Source organism: Flavobacterium pasteuri, from assembly GCF_048286615.1.
Taxonomy (GTDB): domain Bacteria; phylum Bacteroidota; class Bacteroidia; order Flavobacteriales; family Flavobacteriaceae; genus Flavobacterium.
Window position 1 is genome coordinate 237365 of sequence record NZ_JBLVPN010000006.1, and the last position, 22921, is coordinate 260285.

The window sequence follows — 22921 nt, forward strand, 5'->3', positions numbered from 1 at the left end:
AGTTAATTTTTCATAAAAAAACCCCAAGAATTAACTTGAGGTTATATTTATATATAGCGCATTCAAGATTAATTACATATTTTTAAAAATAGTATGCATCAACCGCTTCTTGTCATTTATGCTTTCCTCCAGTGAGATCATCGTTTCAGTTCTGTAAACTCCATCAATATCATCAATCATAAAGATAACATCTTTAGCATGCTTAGTATCTTTAGCTCTAATTTTACAGAAAATATTAAACTTCCCAGTAGTTACAGAGGCTACCGTTACAAATGGAATTTCATTGATTCGTTCCAAAACAAATTTTGTTTGAGACGTATTGTTTAGAAAAACACCTACATAAGCGATAAAAGAATACCCTAATTTGTCATAATCAAGCACTAATGACGATCCCATTATAATACCGGCATCCTCCATTTTTTTAACTCTGACATGAACAGTTCCTGCAGAAATCAATAATTTTTTTGCAATATCCGTAAATGGAACTCTTGTATTGTCTATCAACATATCTAAAATCTGGTGATCTACTTCATCTAAACGAAATTTACTCATAATTCTTAAATTAATATTATTAATCACTATAACAAAGTATAAAAATATACATAAAAACAATAAAAAGACATAAATATTATATTTTTATCATTCCGTTAACAACTTTTATGTTATTATCTAAATAAAAATCAGCTTTTTGATTCAATTTAGGAATATTATCAAAATCATCTTCATATAAAGCTCCTTTAGCATCGTATTCAAAATGACCAAAATAATTTTCTAAATCCCCTATTTGTGAAACATAGGCATTAAAACAAATCCGATTTTCAATTAACTCCTCTTTGTATTGTGATGCAAAATTGGTGATTATTTCGATACCATCATAATTTATTTTGATGTTTTTATACATAAAATCATAAAAAACGACTTTATTTTGAGGAATATTCAAATATTTATTAATTCCGTTGCTAACTATAACGTTTTCGCAAAGTGTCGTAAAACTGGAAATTAGCGCCATAAAAACGTATTTACGAGTTTTTTCTCTTTCATAATCATTAGCAAAATGCCCCGCTTCAAACAATAATGTAGGTACGCCCAAATATTGAAACGTATCACCAATGCAGTTTATATTGAAAGAATCATCAAAACGACCTATTTGGTTCGGTAAATACTTCTGAAGCTCTTCATTTATACTCGCAATCAAATTAATAGCCTTCAATCTGGATTCGTTTATTTCTCGTTCTTCATTATAGGACGGCGCTAAAAATGATAAAGTAGCCGGCTTACCAGTATCGCTTACGCCAAAAATAGTACGCTGATCATGAAGATTAAAGCAATAATCGGGTTTAAAAACCTCAAAAACCTCTCTTAAAATCTTGCTTTCTGGCTGCGTAAGCGCTTGCGAATCGCGATTTAAGTCTACTTTGTTAGCATTTTCTCTAGTATATAATGTAGCACCGTCAGGATTCAACATAGGGATACTACAAAAAGTAAATGCGTTGAGTATTTTCTGTGCCAATTCAGAACCACTATGTAATAGATTCAAAAAGTCAAATAGTGCTTTTGTGGTTGTACTTTCATTTCCATGCATTTGCGACCAAAGGAAAATTCTAGTTTTACCTTCTCCGATTTCATACGTATAAATCGACTTTCCTAAAACTGATTTTCCAATAATTTGTAGTTGATTATTAGTGTTTAATTTTTGCAATAACGGCTCAATAGAATCTAAAGTAATGTAACGACCGTGAATAGTTTCTTCTTTGTATTGACTGAATAATTGTTCTAAATCCATGATGTTTTATTTGATTTACAAAAGTAAACATCTTTATATTTACATTTGTAAACTATTTAAATTCAAAACATTTCAATGATGTAAACAATATTTAGCGGTTAGACTCTGTTAACTTACTTCCTATAATTGACAATTGTTATCTGTTTTTATAATATCAATTTAATAACTAAATATTAAATAGTTATGCATATTTACATCGTTTTATACTTTATGTTATTTGATGTAATATATGCTATTTACAGTTGTAATTTTGGTGTTTTAATCTATTTTGATTACATTTGTAAATAGTTGATTTTTAATATTAATTTACAATGGTAAACATAGAGGATTTTATAAAAAGATTAGAAATTATACTGGATTACTACAGTTTGAATGCATCTTCTTTTGCTGATAAAATTGGTGTACAGCGCTCCAGTTTGTCTCACCTACTTTCAGGAAGAAACAAACCCAGCTTGGATTTTATTCTTAAAATATTAGAGGTTTTTCCTGATGTAGATTTGTATTGGATTTTAAATGGAAAAGGAAATTTTCCTAAAAATTCACAACAGTCAGACAAAAAAGAAAATAATGTTGAGCAAGTTGTAAAACAAAATATCCCTGCTCCTTCTTCTGCTGAAATAATTCCTGAGAATTTATTTTCCGAAATTAAAATTCCACCTGTGATCCCAACTTTGGAAACAAAAAAAATAGAAAATCAAATTAGTAGTAAAGAATCCAATTCTAATGAAATAGATAAAATTGTTATTTTTTATAAAAATGGAACTTTTAAAAGTTATGTTCCCGATTAAAAAAAGAACCCCATGTCGGAATTTCGAAATGGGGCTCTCTCATATTATTTTCCTGCATCAATTATTTTTACAATAAATTGAATTTATTTTTTACACTTTTATGTATTCAAATGAATATCCTTTTTCTGGGATTTTACCTTTTACTCCTTTATAGTGTTTTTTCAAAATTGCCATATCACTTTCGATATCTCCAGTTGGTAAAACTGGGCTTCCTAAGTTCACTTCTTTTCTTCCAAAATCAAATGTGACAGGAATTATAGGGACATTTGCTTTTAAAGCGATATAATAAAATCCTGTTTTTAATTCGGTAACTTTTTCACGGGTTCCCTCTGGAGCAACAGCCAAACGAAAAATTTCTTTCCTTTGAAAAATAGCAGCAATAGAATCCACTTTATTCAGACCGCCAGAACGATCCAGTGGTTCGCCGCCCATATATCTAAAATAAAATCCGAAAGGAAAACGAAACAATTCCTTTTTACCCACCCAATTCATTTCTAATCCAGTAATGCCTCTGGTGAAAATTCCCAAATAAAAATCATGCGCACTTGTATGCGGCATCACCATCATAACGCATTTTTTAATATTTGCATCAATTCCTCCAACTATTTTCCAACCCATGAGTCTGAAAAATATCCATTTGTAAAATTGTTTCTTCATTCTTTCTTATTTCGCACAAAATAAATAATTTAAATCTTATTTTTGAGTAAAACTGTCACTAATGATTAAAAAAATATTCAGTTATCTCATTCCAATAAAAATTTATGAAACAAAATCTTCATTGAGCAAATCGATTGAAGTAACTTGGACTAATGGTGAATTAGTTTTAGATTCGGAAAATGCTAATTATTCATATGGCAGTTTACAACGCATTTTAAGATTGGGGTTAAAAAACATTGGCTTTGAAAAAATAGTTCCCATGAAACATATTCTTGTTTTGGGAGTTGCCGGTGGAAGCGTTATCAAAACGCTGGTAGACGAAATAAAATACAAAGGCAAAATTACCGGAGTTGAAATTGATCCCGAAATAATTAAAATAGCCAATACCTATTTTAAACTAGACGAAATTGAAAATCTTGAAATTGTAATAGATGACGCTTTCGAATTTGTTCTAAAAACCAAAATCAAATACGATTTAATTATTATTGATATTTTTCAAGATACAATAATGCCAAATTTTCTGTTTGAAACTTTTTTTATTAATAGAGTTTGCTCTCTTTTAAAAAGTCATGGGTTTATACTTTTCAATACCATGTTATTAAATGAAAGTCAAAATTTAAGAAATAAAAAATACGTCTTAGAGTTTTACGAAGATCAATTTCAGATTAAGACTATTCCAAGAGTTGAAGTTCATAACGAACTAATTTTAATTGAGAAACTGAGTTAAATCATTAATTTTTTTGCGAAAATTCACAATGGAATTCTGGCCAAGCAACACAATTATTTTGTAACCTTACATAGCGTTATTTAACACTTTGCTGGAATGAAAAAAATTTTAAAAAAACTGCTTCTGGGAAAAACGTCAAAGGGCGTGCAACCTAAATTTAATCCTATCCAAAAACGGATTCAGAATATTCAGTCCATTTGGAATAACGATCATCAGGAAGACAATGGCATTGAAAAAATTGTCCGATTAATACTCGCTTCTTCTCAATTACTTTTTCCAGGGATTTACATTAAATATTGGGCCAGCAAGAAGGGTGTTGAATACCAAGATTTAGCTTTAGACTTTTATGTTTTATTAAAAGTAATTTTTCCAATAATGATTTTAATAAATCATTGGCAAAGCCATCAGTGGCTTATTTGGATTCTTGTTTATGTTTTTTTGGAAACTGTTTTTTATATTCCAACACTCATTTTTGCATCTGATTTATTTTCAAAACCACGCTCATACAAGAGATCCATGTTGTTGCTTTTCTTTAACTATTTAGAAATTGCATTTGCGTATGCTGTCTTTTATTCTGTTGGAAATTACATGAACAGACCGTTTTTGCATTGGTTTGATTCTATTTATTTCAGCATTGTAACTTCCTCTTCCATCGGCTACGGCGACTACCATCCAATTACACCAATAGGGAAATTTCTAGTTACTACACAAGCCTTACTGTTTCTGTTTTTCATTGTGCTTTTCTTGAATTTCTTCTCCACTAAAGTAAAAACAAAAGGCTATTTCGATCATGAAAATCTAGAGTAATTACAACATTTTTCTCGCTTTTTCTAAATCCTCCGGAGTATCAATTCCGATTCCGACATGTGTCGTTTCCACCATTTTAATTCGTTTTCCAAATTCCAAATAACGCAATTGTTCCAGTTTTTCGGATGCTTCCAAAGATTGCATTAGTAAACTATAAAAATCCAATAAAGCTTGTTTTCTAAAAGCATAAATCCCAATGTGTTGCATGTAGCGAACACCCACATTTTTCTCTCTTGGATATGGAATTACCGAACGTGAAAAGTATAAAGCAAATCCGTTTTGATCCACTACCACTTTTACATTGTTCGGATTATTGATATCGTCTTCATTAGTGATTTCGCGCATCAACGAAGCTAAATCCACTTTTTTATCCAAATCATTTCTAAAAACTTCAATCACTTTTGCCAAAGGTTCTACATCAATAAACGGTTCGTCTCCTTGCACATTAATCACAATATCAACATCCAGATTTTCGACTGCTTCCGCAATTCGATCACTTCCTGATTCGTGTTCTTTGATGCTTTTGATCGCTTTTCCTCCATGAGAAACAATTTCGTCATAAATTAAATCGGAATCTGTTACTACAAAAACATCATCAAACAATTCCGTGTTTATGGCTGCTTCATAGGTTCTTAAAATGACCGTTTTGCCTCCCAAATCCTGCATTAGTTTTGCGGGAAATCGTGTCGAAGCGTAACGTGCGGGAATGACTGCTATTATTTTCATTTTTATATTTTTAATTTGCCACGAAGGCACTAAGTCGCAAAGTTTTATATTTTAAGTTTTATCTGGGGCAAAAGCAATAATCAAGTTCGCTTGGTGCTAAGTTAGTATGTTTTTAGGATTTACAAAATTGTTATTAATTATCAACCTAAGTATACATCATGATATTCCAAAAACTAATTTTTCGTCTAATTGTAAAACCTAATTTCTCGTACAATTGTATTGCTCCTATGTTATCTTCAATCACATGTAAATAAGGAGTTTTATTTTGCTTGAAAATTTCATTTACAGCATGGGCAACTAATTGTTTGGCGTATCCTTTTCCGGTATGATTGGAATGTGTTACTACGGCGCTTACTTCAATAAAGTCATTCATTTGCATGCGCTCACCAGTCACGGCAACAAGTTCTTCATTTTTGAAAATACCATAATAATTGCCTAATAAAGCAGTTTTCTTTTTAAAATATCCTGGTTGAACCAAGTTCACCAACTCATATAAAGCATCAATATGTTCGCCAGTCAATTTTATGATTGGGTCATTAATGGCAATATTGATTGGATTGCAAACAATCATTTGAAGACAAACCAATTCTTTATTAAACTTTAAAAGATTTGAATGTTCCGGTTTTTCTCCAACAATAAAAAAACTATCAACCATCTCAGAATATTCATCGATAGACTTTGCAATCGCATTTCCTGTTTCAAAACCACCAAACGGACAATAATCCGGATGATAAAATTTTACACTGCCGTAATCTACCGCAAAACTTTGATGCGTTTCTGATAAAGAAAACCAAACTGGATTATCTAATTTTTTATCGTCTTGTGTTTTCACAATAAGTAGTTTTGAAGGTTGGTTTTGGGGTTAATAATGATGACTCTTAAAAGAAGTAGTTATATTTAGTTTGAGTTCATGAGTGAGACGCTCACGTCATTGAAAACCAAATTATTACTGTTCATCTTTCATCGAGTCCCAAAAATCTGCATCAAGTTTTTTTATTTCTATAGTTTGCTCAACTTGCATTCCAAGACTATAATCATAAATATATTCTGCTAATTGTTTACCATCAATTAGAACTATTGTTGTTGAACCATTCAAATTATTTACATATTCCATTGCTCCTTTCGAATAATAAGAAGTTGTTATAAATACTCCTTTATTTGATTGAGCAACAGCTAAAGCTCCAACAAATTTTTGAATTTCCTCTCTTCCAATACAACTATCCATTTTATATCTTTTAGCTTGAATATGTATTCTCCCAAGTCCAAGAACATCCTCTTTAATAATACCGTCAATTCCTCCATCATTTGATACTTTAGTTACTAAACCTGAATTTTCGATTTCTCCACCATATCCCATTTTTTGCAAAAGCATCACTACTAATTTTTCAAATGAAGTTGGTGTCTTTGTCAAAATAGTATTTAAAATATCCGAATAAACAGAATTACGAATATTTGAAAAAGATGAGTAAAGTCTTTCTTGAGGTGTTAATTCAGAAGCAATTTCTTCAATATTAATTTGCTCTTCCCTTGACTTCTTTTTTGTTTTATTTGGCTCTCTTTTTTCTAATTGTTTTTCTATATATAAATCAACATTTTCAGGTGTTTTAAGTAAATCCATTCCGTTTTGGTTAATCTTATATATTCCTCGTTTTGGTTTATCTAAAAGACCACCCATATTCAAATAACTCAACGCCCAAGAAATTCTATCATAAAAAACATGTCCATTCCCAGAAGGATACATTTCGTTAATTTCCTCTTCTGAAAGTTTAAAATATTTAGAAAGTGGTTCGATAAAATCTCTAAGTTTCATCTCACTATTTCTCAACAATAGTTCCATTGCAGGAACTCTAATTTCATCGTGTTTGGGTATAGCCATTTTTGACTTTTTAATTTAATTCAATTTTTCAAATATAAGATTAATTTCACAAAATTTACATAATCTTCACCGAAGTCATACTCAAAGAACCCGCCAATAGTTTATCATTAAACAAACTCAGTTCTTCGGATTTTCCTTTTAGTCCTAAAGTATAAATCAAAGGCAAATAATGTTCCGGTGTAGGAATCGCTAATTGAAACGCTTTGCTTTGTTTTTCAAAATCAATCAAGGGTTGAAAATTTCCGTCCAGTAAATAATTGTTTACTGATTCCCTTGCTTCAATAGCCCAATCGTAACCGTAATTGTCTTTATCGAAATTTTGAAAATCGACTAACCTTAAATTATGAACAATATTTCCGCTACCTACAATTAGGATTCCTTTGGTACGCAACTCGCTTAGTTTTTGAGCCAACTCAAAATGGTATTGCCCGGATTTTGTATAATCAATACTCAACTGAATTACGGGAACATTCGCTTCTGGATATAAATGTTTGATAACACTCCAAGCACCGTGATCCAAACCCCAATGTTCGTCCAGCTCTACTTCTACCGGAGTCAACAATTGTTTGGTTTCTATCGCTAATTCCGGACTTCCTTTTGCAGGATATTGCACGTCAAACAACGCTTGCGGAAAACCACCAAAGTCATGAATCGTTCTTGGCATTTCCATTGCGGTAACCTTTGTCCCTTTGGTATACCAATGCGCCGAAATACATAAAATGGCGTTTGGCTGTGGTAACGTTTTAGCCAAGTTTCGAAAACCCGTCACAAACTGATTTTCTTCAATCGCGTTAATCGGGCTGCCGTGTCCTAGAAACAAAACAGGCATTTTTTCGGTATTCGAAAAAGAACCTGAAATTTTATGTAAGTCATTTAGTGAATTCATAATAAATATTTATTTTTAAACCATTAAGAAATTTAAGTTTTTTAAGGTATTACTATAATGACTTAATAACCTTAAATTTCTTAATGGTTTAATTTAAAAAAATTATTCTACAAAATTCTCATCTTTAAATCCTATCAAATATAATTTATTTTTTGCTCGGGTCATTGCGGTGTACAACCAGCGAATGTAATCTCGATTGATGCCATCCGGCAAATATGGTTGTTCTATAAAAACCGTATTCCATTGTCCACCTTGTGATTTATGGCACGTAATTGCATACGAGAATTTTACTTGCAAACCATTGAAATATTCGTTGGCTTTTACTTTTTGAAACTTTTGGAATTTGGTTTCGCCCTCGTAATCTTTCACCACTTCCTGATACAATCGGTTGGATTCTTCATAGGTTAAAGATGGCGATTCGCTTTTTATGGTGTCCATTAACAATACCGTTTCAAATGGAATCTGATTGGGGTAATCAATCATTCGAATTTTTACTTTGGCAAACTTAAAACCATATAATTCTTTGATATTGAAAATTTCTAATATTTCGATAATATCACCATTAGCAATAAAACCCGCTTCATCCGAATCTTTCAACCAAAAATAATTGTTCTTCACCACCATCAGGAAATCGCCTGTGGAAAGTTCGCTTTCTTTATCCAGAATTTTGGTCCGGATTTGCTCATTATATTGATTCGCTCTTTTATTCGAACGAACAATAAAAGCGGTGTCTTCTATACTATAATTACTGTAAGCCGAATTGATGGCATCCTGAATATCGTATCCATCCGTCAATCGAACAATATCTTTGAATTTCTTGACATCAAATTTGAATTCATCTATAAAGGAATCTTTCAATAATTCCCGAAGTTCAGTTGCGTTATGTAAAATTCCGGAATTTTCTTCCTGACGCATGACTTCGTCCAACTCAATATGTTCTACTTCTTTGTCATAATTCATTCCCAAAGTACGAATGTCCAAAGCCGGACTGATATCTAAATTCACCGGAGGCAACTGAGCCGTATCTCCCAATAAAATCATTTTGCAATTGGTTCCCGAATAGACATACGAAATCAAATCATCTAATAAGGAACCGTTTTCATACAACTTAGAATCGGAATTGGTATCCGAAATCATCGAAGCTTCATCGACTATGAAAATCGTGTTCTTATGTTTGTTTTGTTGCAATGTAAATGAAACGCCACCACCGGAAGATTTCTTGGGAAAATATATTTTTTTATGAATTGTAAAAGCCGGTTTGTTCGAATAATTAGCAATTACTTTTGCCGCACGACCTGTTGGCGCCAACAAGACATATTTTTTATTGATGTCTAATAAACTATTTACAATCGTAGAAATAACGGTCGTTTTTCCCGTTCCCGCATATCCTTTTAATACGAAGATGGTTTTATTATCGGTTTCGGTTAAAAAAATAGCAATTTTTTGAAAAAAAATATCCTGTTTATACGTGGGTTGAAAAGGGAACTTTTTTTGTAAAAGACTATAAAACAGGGAGGAATTCATTTCGTATTATTTGACTGCAAAGTAAAGAATGTTTTTTCAATTTCAATGCCAATAGCAATTTCAATTTTCAATTACTACTATTGATTTTTGCCATTGCCATTGCAATTGATATTGTTATTGATTTTAAAATTTGTAAGTTTGCGTTGTTGAAAAAATCAATAGTATTATGAACATAGCTGAAAAAAAATATAAAAAACTTTCCATTCAAGTTTCCTTGACAGGACTTTCTTTTTGTTGTTTTGATACGCTAAATAATACAGTAACTTCCTTTAACGAAGTTCATTTTGATACCTTTCACAAAGCCACAAAAATTGAAGATTTGTTTGCCGATGCATTTAGAGATTATCCAGAATTAAAGGATTCGTATGATGAAATTTTGGTGATTCACAATAACAACCTTTCTACTTTTGTTCCAGAACCGTTATTTGACGAAAACTTTTTAGGCAGTTATTTGCAATACAACACTAAAGTTTTTGAAACCGATTTTTTCGCTTTTGATGAAATACCTAACTATCAAATGAATGCGGTTTATATTCCGTATGTGAATATCAATAATTTTTTCATTGACCAATTTGGTGCTTTCGATTACAAACATGCCAACAGTATTTTGGTTTCAAAACTTTTAATTGCTTCCAAAAATAAGGATGAGAAAAAAATGTTTGTACATATTAATACAGGTCATTTTGAAATCATTGTGGTTCAGAACCAAAAATTATTGCTTTTCAATTCTTTCGATTACAACACACCGGAAGATTTCTTGTATTACATTTTATTTACTGCCGAACAATTGAATTTAAATCCCGAAAACTTCGCATTGGAACTAATCGGAAATATTGATACCGAAAGTGATTATTATAAAATCGCTTACAAATACATTCGCAATGTTTCTCTTATTGATGTAGAGGATTTGCGATGGAACAATTATTTTTCTGAGGCCGAAAACAGAAATCATTTTATACTTTTCAACTCATGAGAATCATTTCAGGAAAATACAAAGGAAGACGCATTTTTCCACCAAAAGGATTACCCGTTCGTCCCACAACCGATATGTCTAAAGAAGCATTATTTAATGTTTTGAACAACCATTTCAGTTTTGAAGGACTTAAAATATTAGATTTATTTGCCGGAACCGGAAACATCAGTTACGAATTTGCCTCACGGGGAAGTACTCCAATAACTTCTGTTGATGGTGATTTTGGTTGTGTAAAATTTATCAAGCAAGTTGCTGCCGAATATGATTTTAATATTGCCGCCACAAAAAGTGATGTTTTTGCTTATTTAGAAAGATGTAAAACCTCGTACGATATCATTTTTGCAGATCCTCCTTATGCTTTGGACCAAAAAACTTTCGAAAAAATTATCTTATTAGTTTTCGAAAAAGAATTACTTAATGAAGATGGAATGATGGTAATTGAGCATTCTAAATATACCAAACTAGATCACATGATTCACTTTTCGTTCCAGAAAAGTTATGGTGGTTCTATTTTTAGTTTTTTCGAAATTGGTTCTGGTGATAAAGAAGATTCTGAAAATGAAGCAGACCAAAACGAAGGTGAAGAAGAATAATCTAGATAGTATATAAAACAGAAAAACTCTTGTAATTTCAAGAGCTTTTCTGTTTTTAATAAAGATTTAAAATAACTATTTACCAATTACCCAACCTAATGTAAAGTTTAAAACTGAAACTAATTCACTGTCATTTTTGTCAAAATTATAACCAACACCCATATTCAAATCAAGATTAAAATTCCCTTTGTACGTTCGTTGAAAACCCCAAACCGGCGCTATAGTGATCGATGCATTTTCAGGTAAAAAATTATCATTAGTAGAAATCGATCTGAAATTATATAAAGCGGCCATAGCAACAAATCCTCCTGAATTATGGGACGTAAGTTTTCCTTTTCCTACCCTTTTCTCTAAATTGTAATAATGACGAAACTGCTCATTAATGTAAGGATAGAAGGTCCAGGTTTTCCCAAAACTATTAGATGTGTATCCGTAACCTGAACTCAATTCTGAGTAAAGTGTGTTTTTATCACTTAGACCATGTTCGTAAACAAATCCGGGAAGTAATACATTAATTTTAAATTGACTTTTTTCTACGACTGGTTTTTCTTGTGCGTTAGAATGTGAAATTGTCATTAAAATAAAAAGAGCTGCAAGAGCTGCTTTACCATTGTTAGATACCGATAATTGCATGTATAGTTATTATTAAGTTCTCGATATATCATTTGTTTTATATCGGACGCAAACATAATACTAAATTCTAATTTGTCAGAATTTTATTTTAATAATAAACTCAATTTCTCGTTAACTTCTCTAATACCATTTGGTAAATAGGCGTTGCAACTCCAAATTTTATTGCTTGATCTACCACATATTTTGTCAAGGAAACTACTTCAGTATTTCTTCCTGCCAATAAATCTCTGTGCATAGATGAGGTAGCATCTTTTGGAGTTTTTTCGAGTTTGATAATCGTCTGAACCACAATAGCATCTGGCAACGCTAGCCCTTTTGCAACAGCGACAGCAGTTATCTCGTTTAACAATGAACTATAAATTGCTTTATTTTCAGGATTATTCAAAATCCCTCCTATGTTTTGGTTTAAATACGAAGTTGCTGAAGCCAAAGCGGAAATAAAAATGAACTTTTCCCAAACCGTTTCTTCGATATTTTCCACAAGATAACTTTCGATAGAAGCCTTTTCGAAAATGGATTGTAGTTCATTTAATTTGGAAACCGGTGTATTTTTAGAACCAAAAAATAGTTTTTCATAAGAACCCATTTTTTTGATAACTCCAGGTGATTCAATCATTGAAACAATATAAACACAACCTTGCAAAACAGTATTTTCAGAAAACAACTTTTGGATGCGTTCCGTGGCATCGACACCATTATATAAAGGTAGGATTATCGTGTTTGGTGTAATACAATTTTTTATAGTTTCAAAACTGGTTTCAATATCGTAAGTTTTAGTAGCGCAAATAAGGTAATTAAGTTTCCCAATTTCTTCTGGGTTGTTAGAAACTAAACTCGGAAAAGTACTTATTTCAGTAGTATCAGCAATAATTTTCAATCCATTTTTTGCTATTGCTTTTTGGGTTTCGCCTCTTGCAATAAATACGATTTCTATTGCATCTGATTCAAAATAAGCTTTAGCTAATAATCCTCCGAAGTAACCGCCTACTCCACCCAATCCTAAAATCCCAATTCTTGTTTTCATACAGGTAATTTTTTTTAGTAGTCTTATATAGTATCGCCTTTTTATTGATTGGTGTTTACTTACCTAAACTTGTTGTTATTGGCGATTTCATAACTACTATTTAAAAATTAAACCATTAAGAAATTTAGAAAATTAAGCGTTGCGACTTAATGAAACTTAATTTCTTAATGGTTCTTTTTTAGATTTCACAATCTTTAGTTTTATTAAATGGTTTAATAAAAAAATGCAGACCTATAAGCCGGATTCTGTCTCCAATAAATTAGAGCCTTATCATTTATCTAGATCCCGAATTACTTCGGGACTCAAGCTATCTACCCTTCAGCAACGAACGAGACGCCCTTAAATGCTGATATACTTGATATTTCACCGCATAGAGTTTACCTGGTTTCACTACAGCATTACCTGTACATACTTTCTGTTGCACTTGTCCTAATCTTGTCCGTAAAGACGAGACCGACGGGAATTACCCGCTATGCTTCCCTTTGGTGTCCGGACTTTCCTCCCTCTTGATTGCTCAAAACGGCGATAAGGCGGTCTGCGTTGCAAATTTACACTATTTAATTCTTTTTTTCATTTACTGTAACCCACTTTAACGAGCCTTTTACAATCAATTCATTATAAATTAGTTACCTTTAGTAAATAACTAAAAAATCTCTATTATGTCAAATATGTATCATTATGCCACCGTTTCTAAAGCCTTAGACGATTTGAATGAGATGGGATTTACCTTTGATTTTAATCTTCATGAGGAAGATATTGTAAAAAATCCTAGCCACTATGAAATTCAACATATTTATCGTTACGAAGGCGATTCAAATCCAGATGACGAAGCAACAGTTTATGGTATAAAATCAACTTCTGGTAAAAAAGGTGTGTTTGTAGCGGGATATGCAGCAAATTCAGATAATGGTGCAGCAAGAGTTTTAATTGATCTTAGCATTAAAGGAAGAGACAAGTAAATTCTTTTCTAAAAGAACTTAAATCAATTATTTTTTTAAAAGTAAATTCCAGCTATCCGTTGCAATCTTATCCGCCATCCCGAGGTTACGGGACCGGCTTATAAAGACTTTTACTTCAAACGCAGTTCACTGAACTCCAATAAAATTATAGTACTGTGAGGTAATCTGGGATAGGGTATTTGGGAAACAAAAACCATTATGATAATTATAAAATCTTTCAATACTTAAATTTTTGCATCATTAAATTAAAACCTATATTTGCTTTCGAATAAAAATTCTATGGAACAATTTGTTGTATCGGCCCGTAAATATCGTCCTCAAACATTTAAAGATGTTGTAGGACAAAAAGCCATTACCAAGACTTTATTGAATGCCATAGAAAGCAATCACTTAGCTTCGGCATTATTATTCACAGGACCTCGTGGCGTTGGAAAAACAACTTGTGCCCGTATTTTGGCTCGAAAGATAAATCAACCGGGATATGATGATCCAAATGAAGATTTTGCTTTTAATGTTTTCGAATTAGATGCTGCTTCAAACAATTCTGTTGATGATATCCGTAATCTAATTGACCAAGTTCGTATTCCGCCACAAACGGGACAATACAAAGTGTATATTATTGATGAGGTTCACATGTTGTCTTCGGCAGCTTTTAATGCTTTCTTGAAAACATTGGAAGAACCGCCAAAGCATGCCATTTTCATATTGGCTACGACCGAAAAACATAAAATTATTCCAACGATTTTATCTCGTTGTCAAATATTTGATTTCAAAAGAATTACCGTAAAAGATGCTAAAGAACATCTTGCCGAAGTGGCCACAAGTCAAGGAGTTAATTTTGAAGATGATGCTTTGCATATCATTGCTCAAAAAGCTGATGGAGCGATGCGTGATGCTTTGTCAATTTTTGACCGAGTGGTTTCTTTTTGTGGAAAAGATTTAACACGTCAGGCCGTTACGGAAAACTTGAATGTGTTGGATTACGAAACCTACATTAATATTACTAATTTAGTTCTGGAAAACAAAATCCCAGATTTATTGATGGCTTTCAACGAAATTCTGGCTAAAGGTTTTGATGCACATCATTTCGTATCCGGATTAGCCTCTCATTTTAGAGATTTATTAGTTTCTAAAACACCTGCAACTTTATCTTTATTAGAGGTTGGAGAACAAGCACAACAAATGTATGGCGTGCAAGCGCAAAAATGCAGTCAAGACTTTCTGTTAAAAGGGATTGAAATTGCAAATGATTGTGATTTAAAGTATAAACTGAGCCAAAATCAACGACTTCTTGTTGAACTTTGCCTGATGCAACTTGCCTCTATCACTTTTGATGGAGAAAAAAAAAAGTTGACCAATTTATAATTCCTCCTACTTACTTTAGAAAGAACGATTACTCTATAGTCGAAAATCCAAAAGCTAAAATAGAAAGTATTGCAAACACTCCAATTGCAGCGACAGTTCAAGAAAAAGAACCGGAAGCTATAGCTAGTATTGTAACTTCAATTCCTGTTCCAACACCTTCAGTAAAAATTGACATTCCACAATCTAATGAACCTAAGGTTTCTGCGTTTTCATTATCTAGTATCCGTGCCAAAAAAGCATTGGAAGAAAGTACCAAAGGGATTGTTAAAGAAGTGGCACATTTGCCAACAGAATCTTTTACTGAAACAGAAATGTTACTGCAATGGAACAAATATGCACAACGTTTAGGAGATAAAGGTTATAAAATTATGGAGTCGTTATTGCTTATTAACGATCCTAAACTAAATGGAACTTCTATTACACTTGAATTACCAAATGAAGGTTCTAAATTAGATTTTGAAAAAGAATTGAATGGACTTTTAGGGCATTTAAAAGGGCATTTGCACAATCACGACATCACAATTGAGGTTATTGTGAATGAAAGTATTGAAAGTAAAAGAAGTTTTAACGACCAAGATCGCTACAACAGACTTCATGAAATAAATCCAAATATTGAACTTTTACGAACAACATTTGGATTAGATTTAGATGCTTAAGATATTAACTCTGAAGAAAATTATATTTTTCCATAATACATCGCTTTTACAATACCATCTGAAAGTCCAATTTTAGGGACATAGATATTTCTTGCTCCACTCCATTTCATGGCATTCAGATAAATTCTTGTAGCAGGAATAATAACATCAGCACGATCCGGATTCAAACCTAATTCTGAGATTCTTTGTTCATACGAAAGTGAGTTCAAGAAAGCGTATTGGGAATTCATATAAATATATGATAATGGTTTTTCTTGTACTTTCCCAGACATCTTGAAAAGCTTATTAATATTCCCCCCTGAACCTATCAGAATGACTTCATCATATTCTTCCGTATTTGTTTTGATCCATTTTTCAATTTCATCCCAAACCACATCACAAACCATATCATTTAATAATCGTACCGTTCCTGCTTTGAATGATCTTGAATTAATCATTTTACCATTAGAAAACAAGGTAAATTCTGTGCTTCCACCACCTACATCTACAAAAAGATAGGTTTGATCCGTTTTTAGTAAATGGTGTAAATCTGTTGAAGCGATTATTGCCGCTTCTTTTTTACCATCAATAATTTCTATTTTTATGTCGGCTTTTTTCTTTATTAGAGCAACAACTTCTTTGCCATTATAGGCTTCGCGCATCGCTGAGGTTGCAAATGCCATATAACGTTCTACTTTATGCACCTTCATCAAAAGATTAAAAGCTTTCATAGCATCGCACATTCTTTCCAAGTTTTCTTCTGAAATTTCACCTACGGTAAAGGCATCTTGTCCAAGACGAATTGGAACACGCACTAATGAACTCTTATTAAACTGCGGCTCTTTTCCCTCTTGTTCTACAATATTTACAATCAATAAACGCATGGCATTAGAACCAATATCGATTGCGGCATATTTTTTTATTTTAATCATTTTGGATTTGATTGTTTATTCTTTTAGTAATTAATTGGTCAGTTTTATTAATTCTAAAATCAAAAAATTATTGAAATATTAAACTAAACTGGAGCAAAAAGCTATACTATTTCTTCTTTTTTTGACTCTAATTCAACTTTACTCTGATAGTATTTGTAAGTTTCTAATTGCGCTCTAAAAACAGGATTATGATTTCGGACTCTGTATTTATTATCTAATTTATAAGAATGAAAACGGGCTTTTACATTCCCTTTCCAACCTATATCGAAGTTGTCAATTAACTCATTTTTTATTTCTTGATCGTATATTGGACAGGTAACTTCAACACGCCCATCTAGATTTCTGGTCATAAAATCAGCTGATGAAATATAAACTTCAGTTTGTCCAGCATTACCAAAAATGTAAATTCTGGAATGCTCTAAATAATTATCTACGATACTGATCGCTTCAATATTATCGCTCATTCCTGGAATTCCTGGTATCAAAGAACAAATACCTCTAACTTCAAGTTGAATTTTTACTCCTGCCCTACTGGCTTCATATAATTTATCTATCATTTCAAAATCAGATAAACTATTCATTTTTAGCTTTATATGTGTTTTCCTTCCTGCTAATGCATGCGTAATCTCTCTATCAATTAATTTTATAAATCGGCTTCTGGTGTAATGTGGGGAAACAATAAGATGTTTGTAGCGATGTACTCTATAATTGATGTCAAAAAACTCAAATATTCGCATGATATCTTTCAGAATTTGTTGATGACTCGTAAAAAGAGTTACGTCAGTATACACTTTTGCAGTAGATTCATTGAAATTCCCTGTCGAAATAAAGCCGTATCGTCTTATTTTATTATTCTCATTTCGTTCAATAACACATATTTTACTGTGTACTTTTAGTCCTTTTATTCCAAAAATTAACTCGATGCCTTCTGTTTGCATTTGCTCAGCATACGAAATATTGGAAGCTTCATCAAAACGAGCTTGCAATTCGATTTGAACGGTTACTTTTTTTCCGTTTTTGGCTGCATTTATAAGAGAACTTATGATTTGAGAATTTTTAGCTAATCGATATAAAGTAATTTTAATAGAAGTTACTTTTGGGTCTAATGCCGCTTCACGCAAAAATTTTGTCAGATATGAAAAGGATTGATATGGAGCATTTAGCAAATAATCTTTTTCGCTTATTTTTTCTAACATACTGCCTTCAAGGCTCAATCCAGGAATTGGCAAAGGATCATTGGTTTTGTATAATAAATCGAATCGACCCAGATTTGGAAAATTCATGTAATCGCGTCTGTTATGGTATCTCCCGCCAGGAATAATACTGTCAGTAGAAACGATTTTCATTTTATCAAGAAAAAATTGCAAAGTATCTTCTTCTATTAATTGGTCGTAAATAAAGCGAACCGGTTCACCAATTCTACGATCTTTAACACTCAATGATATTTTTTCAATCATACTTTTGCTTAAATCACTATCGATGTCTAATTGAGCATCTCTGGTAATTTTTATCATGTGTGCAGAAACACTTTTGTAGTCAAAAATATTAAAAATACTGCTCAAATTATGTCTAATCACATCATCCAGAAGTATGATATAATGTTTTTCATTATTAGATGGTAAAACAACAAAACGGTTAATTGTTTTTGGAATTTCGATTACGGCATAACGAACTTCAGAATTTTTATTCATAACCAGTTTAATGGCTAAATATCCCGAAGTGTCTTTCAACACGGGAAATTCTGCTAAATCATTCAAAATTATGGTTACTAATTCAGGACTTAGTTTTTGAATAAAAAAGTCTTTTAAAAAGATTTCCTGCTCAATTGTAATATCATTTTCAGTGATGATAAATATATTTTCAGTCTCAAGTTCAGCTTCAATAATATTTAATATTCGTAAACTTTCTGATTGTTGTTGGATTACAATTTCAGTTATATCTTTTACTAATTGCTGAGCAGAAATCCCTCCAAGATACTTTTCTCCAGTGATTCCCGTAAGACTTAACCGTCTTATAGCGGCAAAACGAACTCTGAAAAATTCATCTAAATTATTCGAAAATATACCTAAAAATCTTAGTCTGTCTAATAACGGAACTGAATTATCACCAGCTTCTTGAAGTACTCTGGCATTGAAAGCTAACCAACTTTTTTCTCTATCAATGTATTTATATTCTAATACTTTATTCATCTTAAATCTTTGGGAAATATTGTTTTTTTTATTTTACCTTTTTTAATTTTTTTCCAATCATCGGTATCAAACTTCACGGATACAAATCCGCTTGTAGGAATATTATCAAAATAATCATCCCCAAATTTATTAACAAAATTTGTAATGGCACCATTATGTCCGAAAACAATAACACTTTCGAAAAGATTACTGCATGATTTAATAATTTCCTCCAGTTTTTTTTCATCAAAGGTATAAAGGTCGTCTTTGTAAACGATACTTTCTATAGGATAGGCCAAATTTTGAGCAAAAATTAACGCTGTGTCTGTTGCTCTTTTTGCAGAACTGGCCCAAATAATATACGTTTTGGGGATAAAATCTTTAGCATGAGCAGAAACAAGATGCGCATCTTTCATGCCCTGACAAGTCAAACCACGATCTTTATCATGCATTGGGACTTCCCAACTTGATTTTGCATGCCGAACTAAAATTAGATTTTTCATACTAACACTATTTATCAATGTAACTGTTTCAATTTATTTGAGCTTACAAATTACAAAATAAATTTCAAATGAAATCCTCTATCCAAATTCAAATTGTGAAAATATCATTGATTTATAAAATATCTTTTTACTAATTAAAAATAAATAAAACCAATCAATTAATTCTCTTTAAAAAATAATCTTACAAAAAATCATAGAACTGCGGATAATAAATTTTACATTATTTTTATTATAAAAAGTTCAAATTTAGACTCAAAAAATATATTATGTTCTAAAACGCACTGTTTTTAAATCTAAAATGTTAGTTAAACGGTTTTTTACGTTGTTCAAAGGTTAAATTATATACAAAAAAAAAATGTGGTAGTTTTACTGTCAATTATTATTTTTTTTACAATCCATAATCAAAACTTATTGAGATTGACTAAATCTACTATTAAATTTATCTTCAGCGCATGAAAAAAAAACTACCCCAAACTAATGTTAGGAGTGTTGAAAATTGTTATTTACTAATATTTATAATTTTTTTATTATCTATAAGTGTTTATGCAGAGGGAACTCCTACTCTTTCTCCAAATGCAAATAATATAACTGCAGTATTAAGCGCACCAGATCTATCTAATGGATCTTATTTTAATGCGCCGGAAGACAATAGAATTTATTTCAATATTGCTAATGCATCGACAGAAAACTTATATTTTGGTTTTGACTGGAGGGAATTTTCTGTCGGAAATCCTGGTAGGCTAAATAATTTATATTATCGTATTAGAAGACCTGATGGCACAGTTGCTGTTACCGCATTGTGGAATAGTGCAAATGGCGTTGCAGGTAGTATAGATAGTCACGCCCGAGCTTTAGCTGGTCCAAATATTGGTTCCATAACAAACGGATATTCTCCATTGGTCTTTGACCCTACTGTTTCTGGAGAACATTGGATTGAAATTTTTAGAAGTAATGATGGTGGTATCACAGCTTTAACTTCTTCTGCAGATAGAGCTGTTGGTGCTTTGTTTGATATGACTGTGGCTAATAATTCAGGAAGTTTTGGTAAAAAAAATGGTCGTTTGCACTCTGACAAATGGGGATTCGTAGCTGTATCATCTACTTATGGTAATACTACAACTGCTACTTCTGAGCCAAATTTTTATGCTTACACTGCTGATAGGGTAGTATTATTTATAGATTTCAAACCTGGTTTTCAGCCTATTGCATTCAATGTAGCGGTTAATAGTTATGGTGTTTCTCAATCGGGTGATTATAATATTGATAGACGATCAATAAGTGCAGCAAAAGCACCTTCCTTATTAAATGGTTATAAAGTTTTTTTAAACAATCCTGATTCAAATTTATATCCTGTAGCATCAATACCTGCAGCACCAACCTTCTTAAATCCTGCAATAATTAATTGCGGACCATATCTGATTCGTTTTAATATTTCAGAGCCCGGAGATGTAAAATTATTATTCAATTTAAATGGAGTTTCTGGTTATCAAGCAGGTACAAGCGATAGAATTCTTGAGGCCCTAAGTTTACCTGTAGGAGATAACAGTATTTCCTGGGATGGTCTTGACGGATTAGGAAATGTAGTAAATGACGGAGCTACAGTTAATCTAACTTTAAACTTTCTTAAAGGTAGATTTAACCTGCCGATATATGATGTTGAATTAAATATAAATGGATTTAATGTTTCATCGATTGCTCCAATTGCAATTGCAAATTCTCAAATGTTTTGGGATGATTCACAATTAACTAATGTTGGGACGAATTGTTCTAGTAACGGAAGTACACAGGAAAACAATTTAACTGGAGCTGGATTAGATAATTCTTTAGCTGGAACTGCAAGCCCTGCACGTGCTTGGAGTGGAAACGGAAATTTACTTCAAACAATCCCTGCACCTGCCAATGGTTCAAATGAAACTGATGGTATTACCTGTAATGACTTTGGAAATGTACGATTATTGAATACTTGGGGTTGGGGTTTAACCAGTGCAAGTGTGAGTACAAATATTTTCAAAGGTTGTTCTGATTTAAAAGTTGTTAAAACTGTTAGTAACTCAAGTCCAACAATTGGAAGTGATGTTACTTTTACGATTACAGCAAGTAATTTAGGAATAAGTAATGATACTAATGTAGTTGTAAATGATGCTATTCCAAATGGCTATACTGTCATTAGTATCACTCCTTCTGTAGGCACTTGGTCCGCTCCAAATTGGACAATAGGAAATTTTGCTAGTGGAGCTACTGCAACATTAACCGTAGTTGCAAAAGTAAAAAATGGAGGAACTTATGCTAATACTGCAACAATTTCAGGAACAAATAACGACCCTGTATCTAACAATAATACTTATACATCAACTCCTATTCCAGTAAATTCAATTATTGATGCAATTAATGATATCGGAACTCCGGTAAACGGATTCAACGGTGGAACAGCTTTTACGAATGTATTAACTAATGATACCGTAAACAATGATCCTGTTATTACTTCTCAAGTCAATACTACTTTTGTTTCTTCAACTAATGCCGGAATCACACTTTCTGGCACCAATGTAATTGTAGCCGCGGGTACCCCTGCCGGTTCGTATTCTTTGGTATACCGAATCTGTGAAATACTTAATCCTGCCAATTGTGATAATGCGACCGTTACTGTAACAGTTACTGCTCCTGTAATTGATGCGATTAATGATGCAGGAACTGTTGTATATGGGGCTACTGCTGAAACAGCTTTCACCAATGTCCTTTCAAATGATAAATTGAACGGGGTGGTGGTTGTAGCTTCTAAAGTCAACACTACTTTTGTTTCTGCAACTAATACCGGAATCACGCTTTCTGGAACTGATGTTATTGTTGCCGCGGGTACGCCTGCCGGTTCGTATTCTTTGGTATACCGAATCTGTGAAATACTTAATCCAACCAATTGTGATAATGCGACCGTTACTGTAACCGTTACCCCTAAAGCTATTGATGTAGTCGTTACTGCTGATGATAAAACGAAAGTATACGGTGATCTTAATCCTGCTTTAACAGCCGTGGTGACGGGTGCTGTAAACGGAGATACGATTAACTACACTCTTGCAACTTCTGCTACGCAGTTCTCTAACGTAGGTGCTTACCCTATCGTGGTGACTTTAGGTAGTAATCCTAACTATGACGTTACTCCAGTAAACGGAACTTTGACAGTTACGCCTAAAGCTATTGATGTAGTTGTTACTGCTGATGATAAAACGAAAGTATACGGTGATCTTAACCCTGCTTTAACAGCCGTGGTGACGGGTGCTGTAAACGGAGATACGATTAACTACACTCTTGCAACTTCTGCTACGCAGTTCTCTAACGTAGGTGCTTACCCTATCGTGGTGACTTTA

General features: G+C 32.4%; 23 protein-coding genes and 1 other RNA gene. 9 read left to right on the forward strand and 15 right to left on the reverse strand.

Features of this window, described 5'->3' with window-relative positions; genetic code table 11:
* Positions 1-72: 72 nt before the first annotated feature.
* Both ACNQF6_RS11075 and ACNQF6_RS11080 read right to left on the reverse strand, forming a co-directional pair.
* Positions 73-552, reverse strand: coding sequence for an Lrp/AsnC family transcriptional regulator (locus ACNQF6_RS11075; protein WP_072943262.1), 480 nt, complete (start codon positions 550-552; stop codon positions 73-75).
* A gap of 76 nt (positions 553-628) precedes the next feature.
* Positions 629-1783 (reverse strand): M14 family metallopeptidase, encoded by a 1155-nt coding sequence (locus tag ACNQF6_RS11080; RefSeq protein WP_417965854.1) that lies wholly within the window; start codon positions 1781-1783, stop codon positions 629-631.
* Between the two features lie 311 nt (positions 1784-2094).
* Here ACNQF6_RS11080 and ACNQF6_RS11085 point away from each other — a divergent pair, with 311 nt between their 5' ends.
* Positions 2095-2571, forward strand: a complete 477-nt coding sequence (locus ACNQF6_RS11085; protein ID WP_417965856.1) for a helix-turn-helix domain-containing protein — start codon at positions 2095-2097, stop codon at positions 2569-2571.
* Between the two features lie 90 nt (positions 2572-2661).
* Here ACNQF6_RS11085 and ACNQF6_RS11090 read toward each other — a convergent pair whose 3' ends face one another.
* On the reverse strand, positions 2662-3228 hold the full coding sequence (locus ACNQF6_RS11090) for a 1-acyl-sn-glycerol-3-phosphate acyltransferase (protein ID WP_417965858.1): 567 nt from the start codon (positions 3226-3228) through the stop codon (positions 2662-2664).
* Between the two features lie 61 nt (positions 3229-3289).
* Between ACNQF6_RS11090 and ACNQF6_RS11095 the strand changes: the two genes are divergently transcribed.
* Together ACNQF6_RS11095 and ACNQF6_RS11100 are read left to right on the forward strand one after the other, a co-directional pair.
* The gene (locus ACNQF6_RS11095) at positions 3290-3955 is read left to right on the forward strand and encodes a spermidine synthase (protein ID WP_417965860.1); all 666 of its coding nucleotides are present in this window, start codon (positions 3290-3292) and stop codon (positions 3953-3955) included.
* A gap of 96 nt (positions 3956-4051) precedes the next feature.
* Positions 4052-4762: a potassium channel family protein gene (locus ACNQF6_RS11100; protein ID WP_417965862.1), complete on the forward strand. Its 711-nt coding sequence runs from the start codon at positions 4052-4054 to the stop codon at positions 4760-4762.
* Here ACNQF6_RS11100 and kdsB read toward each other — a convergent pair whose 3' ends face one another.
* From kdsB to ACNQF6_RS11125, 5 genes are all read right to left on the reverse strand, one after another.
* A complete protein-coding gene (gene kdsB, locus ACNQF6_RS11105; RefSeq protein WP_417965864.1) occupies positions 4763-5488 on the reverse strand; it encodes a 3-deoxy-manno-octulosonate cytidylyltransferase in 726 nt (241 codons plus the stop codon).
* Positions 5489-5633: 145 nt separating this feature from the next.
* Positions 5634-6320 (reverse strand): GNAT family N-acetyltransferase, encoded by a 687-nt coding sequence (locus tag ACNQF6_RS11110; protein WP_417965866.1) that lies wholly within the window; start codon positions 6318-6320, stop codon positions 5634-5636.
* 114 nt (positions 6321-6434) lie between these two features.
* On the reverse strand, positions 6435-7364 hold the full coding sequence (locus tag ACNQF6_RS11115; protein WP_417965869.1) for a restriction endonuclease: 930 nt from the start codon (positions 7362-7364) through the stop codon (positions 6435-6437).
* A 55-nt stretch (positions 7365-7419) separates the two neighbouring features.
* Positions 7420-8250, reverse strand: coding sequence for a 4,5-DOPA-extradiol-dioxygenase (ygiD, locus tag ACNQF6_RS11120; RefSeq protein WP_417965871.1), 831 nt, complete (start codon positions 8248-8250; stop codon positions 7420-7422).
* A 102-nt stretch (positions 8251-8352) separates the two neighbouring features.
* Positions 8353-9774, reverse strand: coding sequence for an ATP-dependent DNA helicase (locus ACNQF6_RS11125; protein WP_417965873.1), 1422 nt, complete (start codon positions 9772-9774; stop codon positions 8353-8355).
* 166 nt (positions 9775-9940) lie between these two features.
* Here ACNQF6_RS11125 and ACNQF6_RS11130 point away from each other — a divergent pair, with 166 nt between their 5' ends.
* Both ACNQF6_RS11130 and ACNQF6_RS11135 read left to right on the forward strand, forming a co-directional pair.
* On the forward strand, positions 9941-10747 hold the full coding sequence (locus tag ACNQF6_RS11130; protein ID WP_417965875.1) for a DUF3822 family protein: 807 nt from the start codon (positions 9941-9943) through the stop codon (positions 10745-10747).
* Positions 10744-11340 (forward strand): RsmD family RNA methyltransferase, encoded by a 597-nt coding sequence (locus ACNQF6_RS11135; RefSeq protein ID WP_417965877.1) that lies wholly within the window; start codon positions 10744-10746, stop codon positions 11338-11340. Before ACNQF6_RS11130 ends, ACNQF6_RS11135 begins: the two co-directional genes overlap by 4 nt.
* 75 nt (positions 11341-11415) lie before the next feature.
* On the opposite strand, the gene ACNQF6_RS11140 is transcribed toward ACNQF6_RS11135, so the two are convergent.
* The 3 genes from ACNQF6_RS11140 to rnpB form a co-directional block, all read right to left on the reverse strand.
* Positions 11416-11973, reverse strand: a complete 558-nt coding sequence (locus ACNQF6_RS11140; RefSeq protein ID WP_417965879.1) for a hypothetical protein — start codon at positions 11971-11973, stop codon at positions 11416-11418.
* 100 nt (positions 11974-12073) lie between these two features.
* Positions 12074-12997, reverse strand: a complete 924-nt coding sequence (locus ACNQF6_RS11145; protein WP_417965882.1) for a ketopantoate reductase family protein — start codon at positions 12995-12997, stop codon at positions 12074-12076.
* A gap of 218 nt (positions 12998-13215) precedes the next feature.
* Positions 13216-13539, reverse strand: an RNA gene (rnpB, locus tag ACNQF6_RS11150) — RNase P RNA component class A.
* Positions 13540-13656: 117 nt separating this feature from the next.
* On the opposite strand from rnpB, the gene ACNQF6_RS11155 reads away from it, so the two are divergent.
* Positions 13657-13956, forward strand: coding sequence for a hypothetical protein (locus ACNQF6_RS11155; RefSeq protein ID WP_417965884.1), 300 nt, complete (start codon positions 13657-13659; stop codon positions 13954-13956).
* 279 nt (positions 13957-14235) lie between these two features.
* Positions 14236-15321, forward strand: coding sequence for a DNA polymerase III subunit gamma/tau (gene dnaX, locus ACNQF6_RS11160; protein WP_417965886.1), 1086 nt, complete (start codon positions 14236-14238; stop codon positions 15319-15321).
* Positions 15322-15418: 97 nt separating this feature from the next.
* On the opposite strand, the gene ACNQF6_RS11165 is transcribed toward dnaX, so the two are convergent.
* A complete protein-coding gene (locus ACNQF6_RS11165) occupies positions 15419-15553 on the reverse strand; it encodes a hypothetical protein (RefSeq protein ID WP_417965888.1) in 135 nt (44 codons plus the stop codon).
* 7 nt (positions 15554-15560) lie between these two features.
* Between ACNQF6_RS11165 and ACNQF6_RS11170 the strand changes: the two genes are divergently transcribed.
* The gene (locus tag ACNQF6_RS11170; RefSeq protein ID WP_417965890.1) at positions 15561-15977 is read left to right on the forward strand and encodes a DNA polymerase III subunit gamma/tau; all 417 of its coding nucleotides are present in this window, start codon (positions 15561-15563) and stop codon (positions 15975-15977) included.
* A 20-nt stretch (positions 15978-15997) separates the two neighbouring features.
* On the opposite strand, the gene ACNQF6_RS11175 is transcribed toward ACNQF6_RS11170, so the two are convergent.
* The 3 genes from ACNQF6_RS11175 to ACNQF6_RS11185 form a co-directional block, all read right to left on the reverse strand.
* Positions 15998-16888, reverse strand: a complete 891-nt coding sequence (locus ACNQF6_RS11175) for a Ppx/GppA phosphatase family protein (RefSeq protein ID WP_417965892.1) — start codon at positions 16886-16888, stop codon at positions 15998-16000.
* A 101-nt stretch (positions 16889-16989) separates the two neighbouring features.
* The gene (gene ppk1, locus ACNQF6_RS11180; protein ID WP_417965894.1) at positions 16990-19077 is read right to left on the reverse strand and encodes a polyphosphate kinase 1; all 2088 of its coding nucleotides are present in this window, start codon (positions 19075-19077) and stop codon (positions 16990-16992) included.
* Positions 19074-19559, reverse strand: a complete 486-nt coding sequence (locus tag ACNQF6_RS11185; RefSeq protein ID WP_417965897.1) for a SixA phosphatase family protein — start codon at positions 19557-19559, stop codon at positions 19074-19076. Before ACNQF6_RS11185 ends, ppk1 begins: the two co-directional genes overlap by 4 nt.
* 452 nt (positions 19560-20011) lie before the next feature.
* Between ACNQF6_RS11185 and ACNQF6_RS11190 the strand changes: the two genes are divergently transcribed.
* Positions 20012-22921: MBG domain-containing protein (locus tag ACNQF6_RS11190; protein ID WP_417965899.1), on the forward strand; the 2910-nt coding region annotated here is incomplete at its 3' end.

What these genes read in the sequence shown, in the direction of transcription:
- kdsB (WP_417965864.1), bottom strand. Translation starts at nt 5,488, where the DNA reads ATGAAAATAATAGCAGTCATTCCCGCACGTTACGCTTCGACACGATTT.
- ACNQF6_RS11085 (WP_417965856.1), top strand. Translation starts at nt 2,095, where the DNA reads ATGGTAAACATAGAGGATTTTATAAAAAGATTAGAAATTATACTGGAT.
- ACNQF6_RS11130 (WP_417965875.1), top strand. Translation starts at nt 9,941, where the DNA reads ATGAACATAGCTGAAAAAAAATATAAAAAACTTTCCATTCAAGTTTCC.
- ACNQF6_RS11185 (WP_417965897.1), bottom strand. Translation starts at nt 19,559, where the DNA reads ATGAAAAATCTAATTTTAGTTCGGCATGCAAAATCAAGTTGGGAAGTC.
- ygiD (WP_417965871.1), bottom strand. Translation starts at nt 8,250, where the DNA reads ATGAATTCACTAAATGACTTACATAAAATTTCAGGTTCTTTTTCGAAT.
- ACNQF6_RS11100 (WP_417965862.1), top strand. Translation starts at nt 4,052, where the DNA reads ATGAAAAAAATTTTAAAAAAACTGCTTCTGGGAAAAACGTCAAAGGGC.
- ACNQF6_RS11075 (WP_072943262.1), bottom strand. Translation starts at nt 552, where the DNA reads ATGAGTAAATTTCGTTTAGATGAAGTAGATCACCAGATTTTAGATATG.
- ACNQF6_RS11115 (WP_417965869.1), bottom strand. Translation starts at nt 7,364, where the DNA reads ATGGCTATACCCAAACACGATGAAATTAGAGTTCCTGCAATGGAACTA.
- ACNQF6_RS11090 (WP_417965858.1), bottom strand. Translation starts at nt 3,228, where the DNA reads ATGAAGAAACAATTTTACAAATGGATATTTTTCAGACTCATGGGTTGG.
- ppk1 (WP_417965894.1), bottom strand. Translation starts at nt 19,077, where the DNA reads ATGAATAAAGTATTAGAATATAAATACATTGATAGAGAAAAAAGTTGG.
- ACNQF6_RS11095 (WP_417965860.1), top strand. Translation starts at nt 3,290, where the DNA reads ATGATTAAAAAAATATTCAGTTATCTCATTCCAATAAAAATTTATGAA.
- dnaX (WP_417965886.1), top strand. Translation starts at nt 14,236, where the DNA reads ATGGAACAATTTGTTGTATCGGCCCGTAAATATCGTCCTCAAACATTT.
- ACNQF6_RS11080 (WP_417965854.1), bottom strand. Translation starts at nt 1,783, where the DNA reads ATGGATTTAGAACAATTATTCAGTCAATACAAAGAAGAAACTATTCAC.
- ACNQF6_RS11155 (WP_417965884.1), top strand. Translation starts at nt 13,657, where the DNA reads ATGTCAAATATGTATCATTATGCCACCGTTTCTAAAGCCTTAGACGAT.
- ACNQF6_RS11135 (WP_417965877.1), top strand. Translation starts at nt 10,744, where the DNA reads ATGAGAATCATTTCAGGAAAATACAAAGGAAGACGCATTTTTCCACCA.
- ACNQF6_RS11175 (WP_417965892.1), bottom strand. Translation starts at nt 16,888, where the DNA reads ATGATTAAAATAAAAAAATATGCCGCAATCGATATTGGTTCTAATGCC.
- ACNQF6_RS11125 (WP_417965873.1), bottom strand. Translation starts at nt 9,774, where the DNA reads ATGAATTCCTCCCTGTTTTATAGTCTTTTACAAAAAAAGTTCCCTTTT.
- ACNQF6_RS11140 (WP_417965879.1), bottom strand. Translation starts at nt 11,973, where the DNA reads ATGCAATTATCGGTATCTAACAATGGTAAAGCAGCTCTTGCAGCTCTT.
- ACNQF6_RS11145 (WP_417965882.1), bottom strand. Translation starts at nt 12,997, where the DNA reads ATGAAAACAAGAATTGGGATTTTAGGATTGGGTGGAGTAGGCGGTTAC.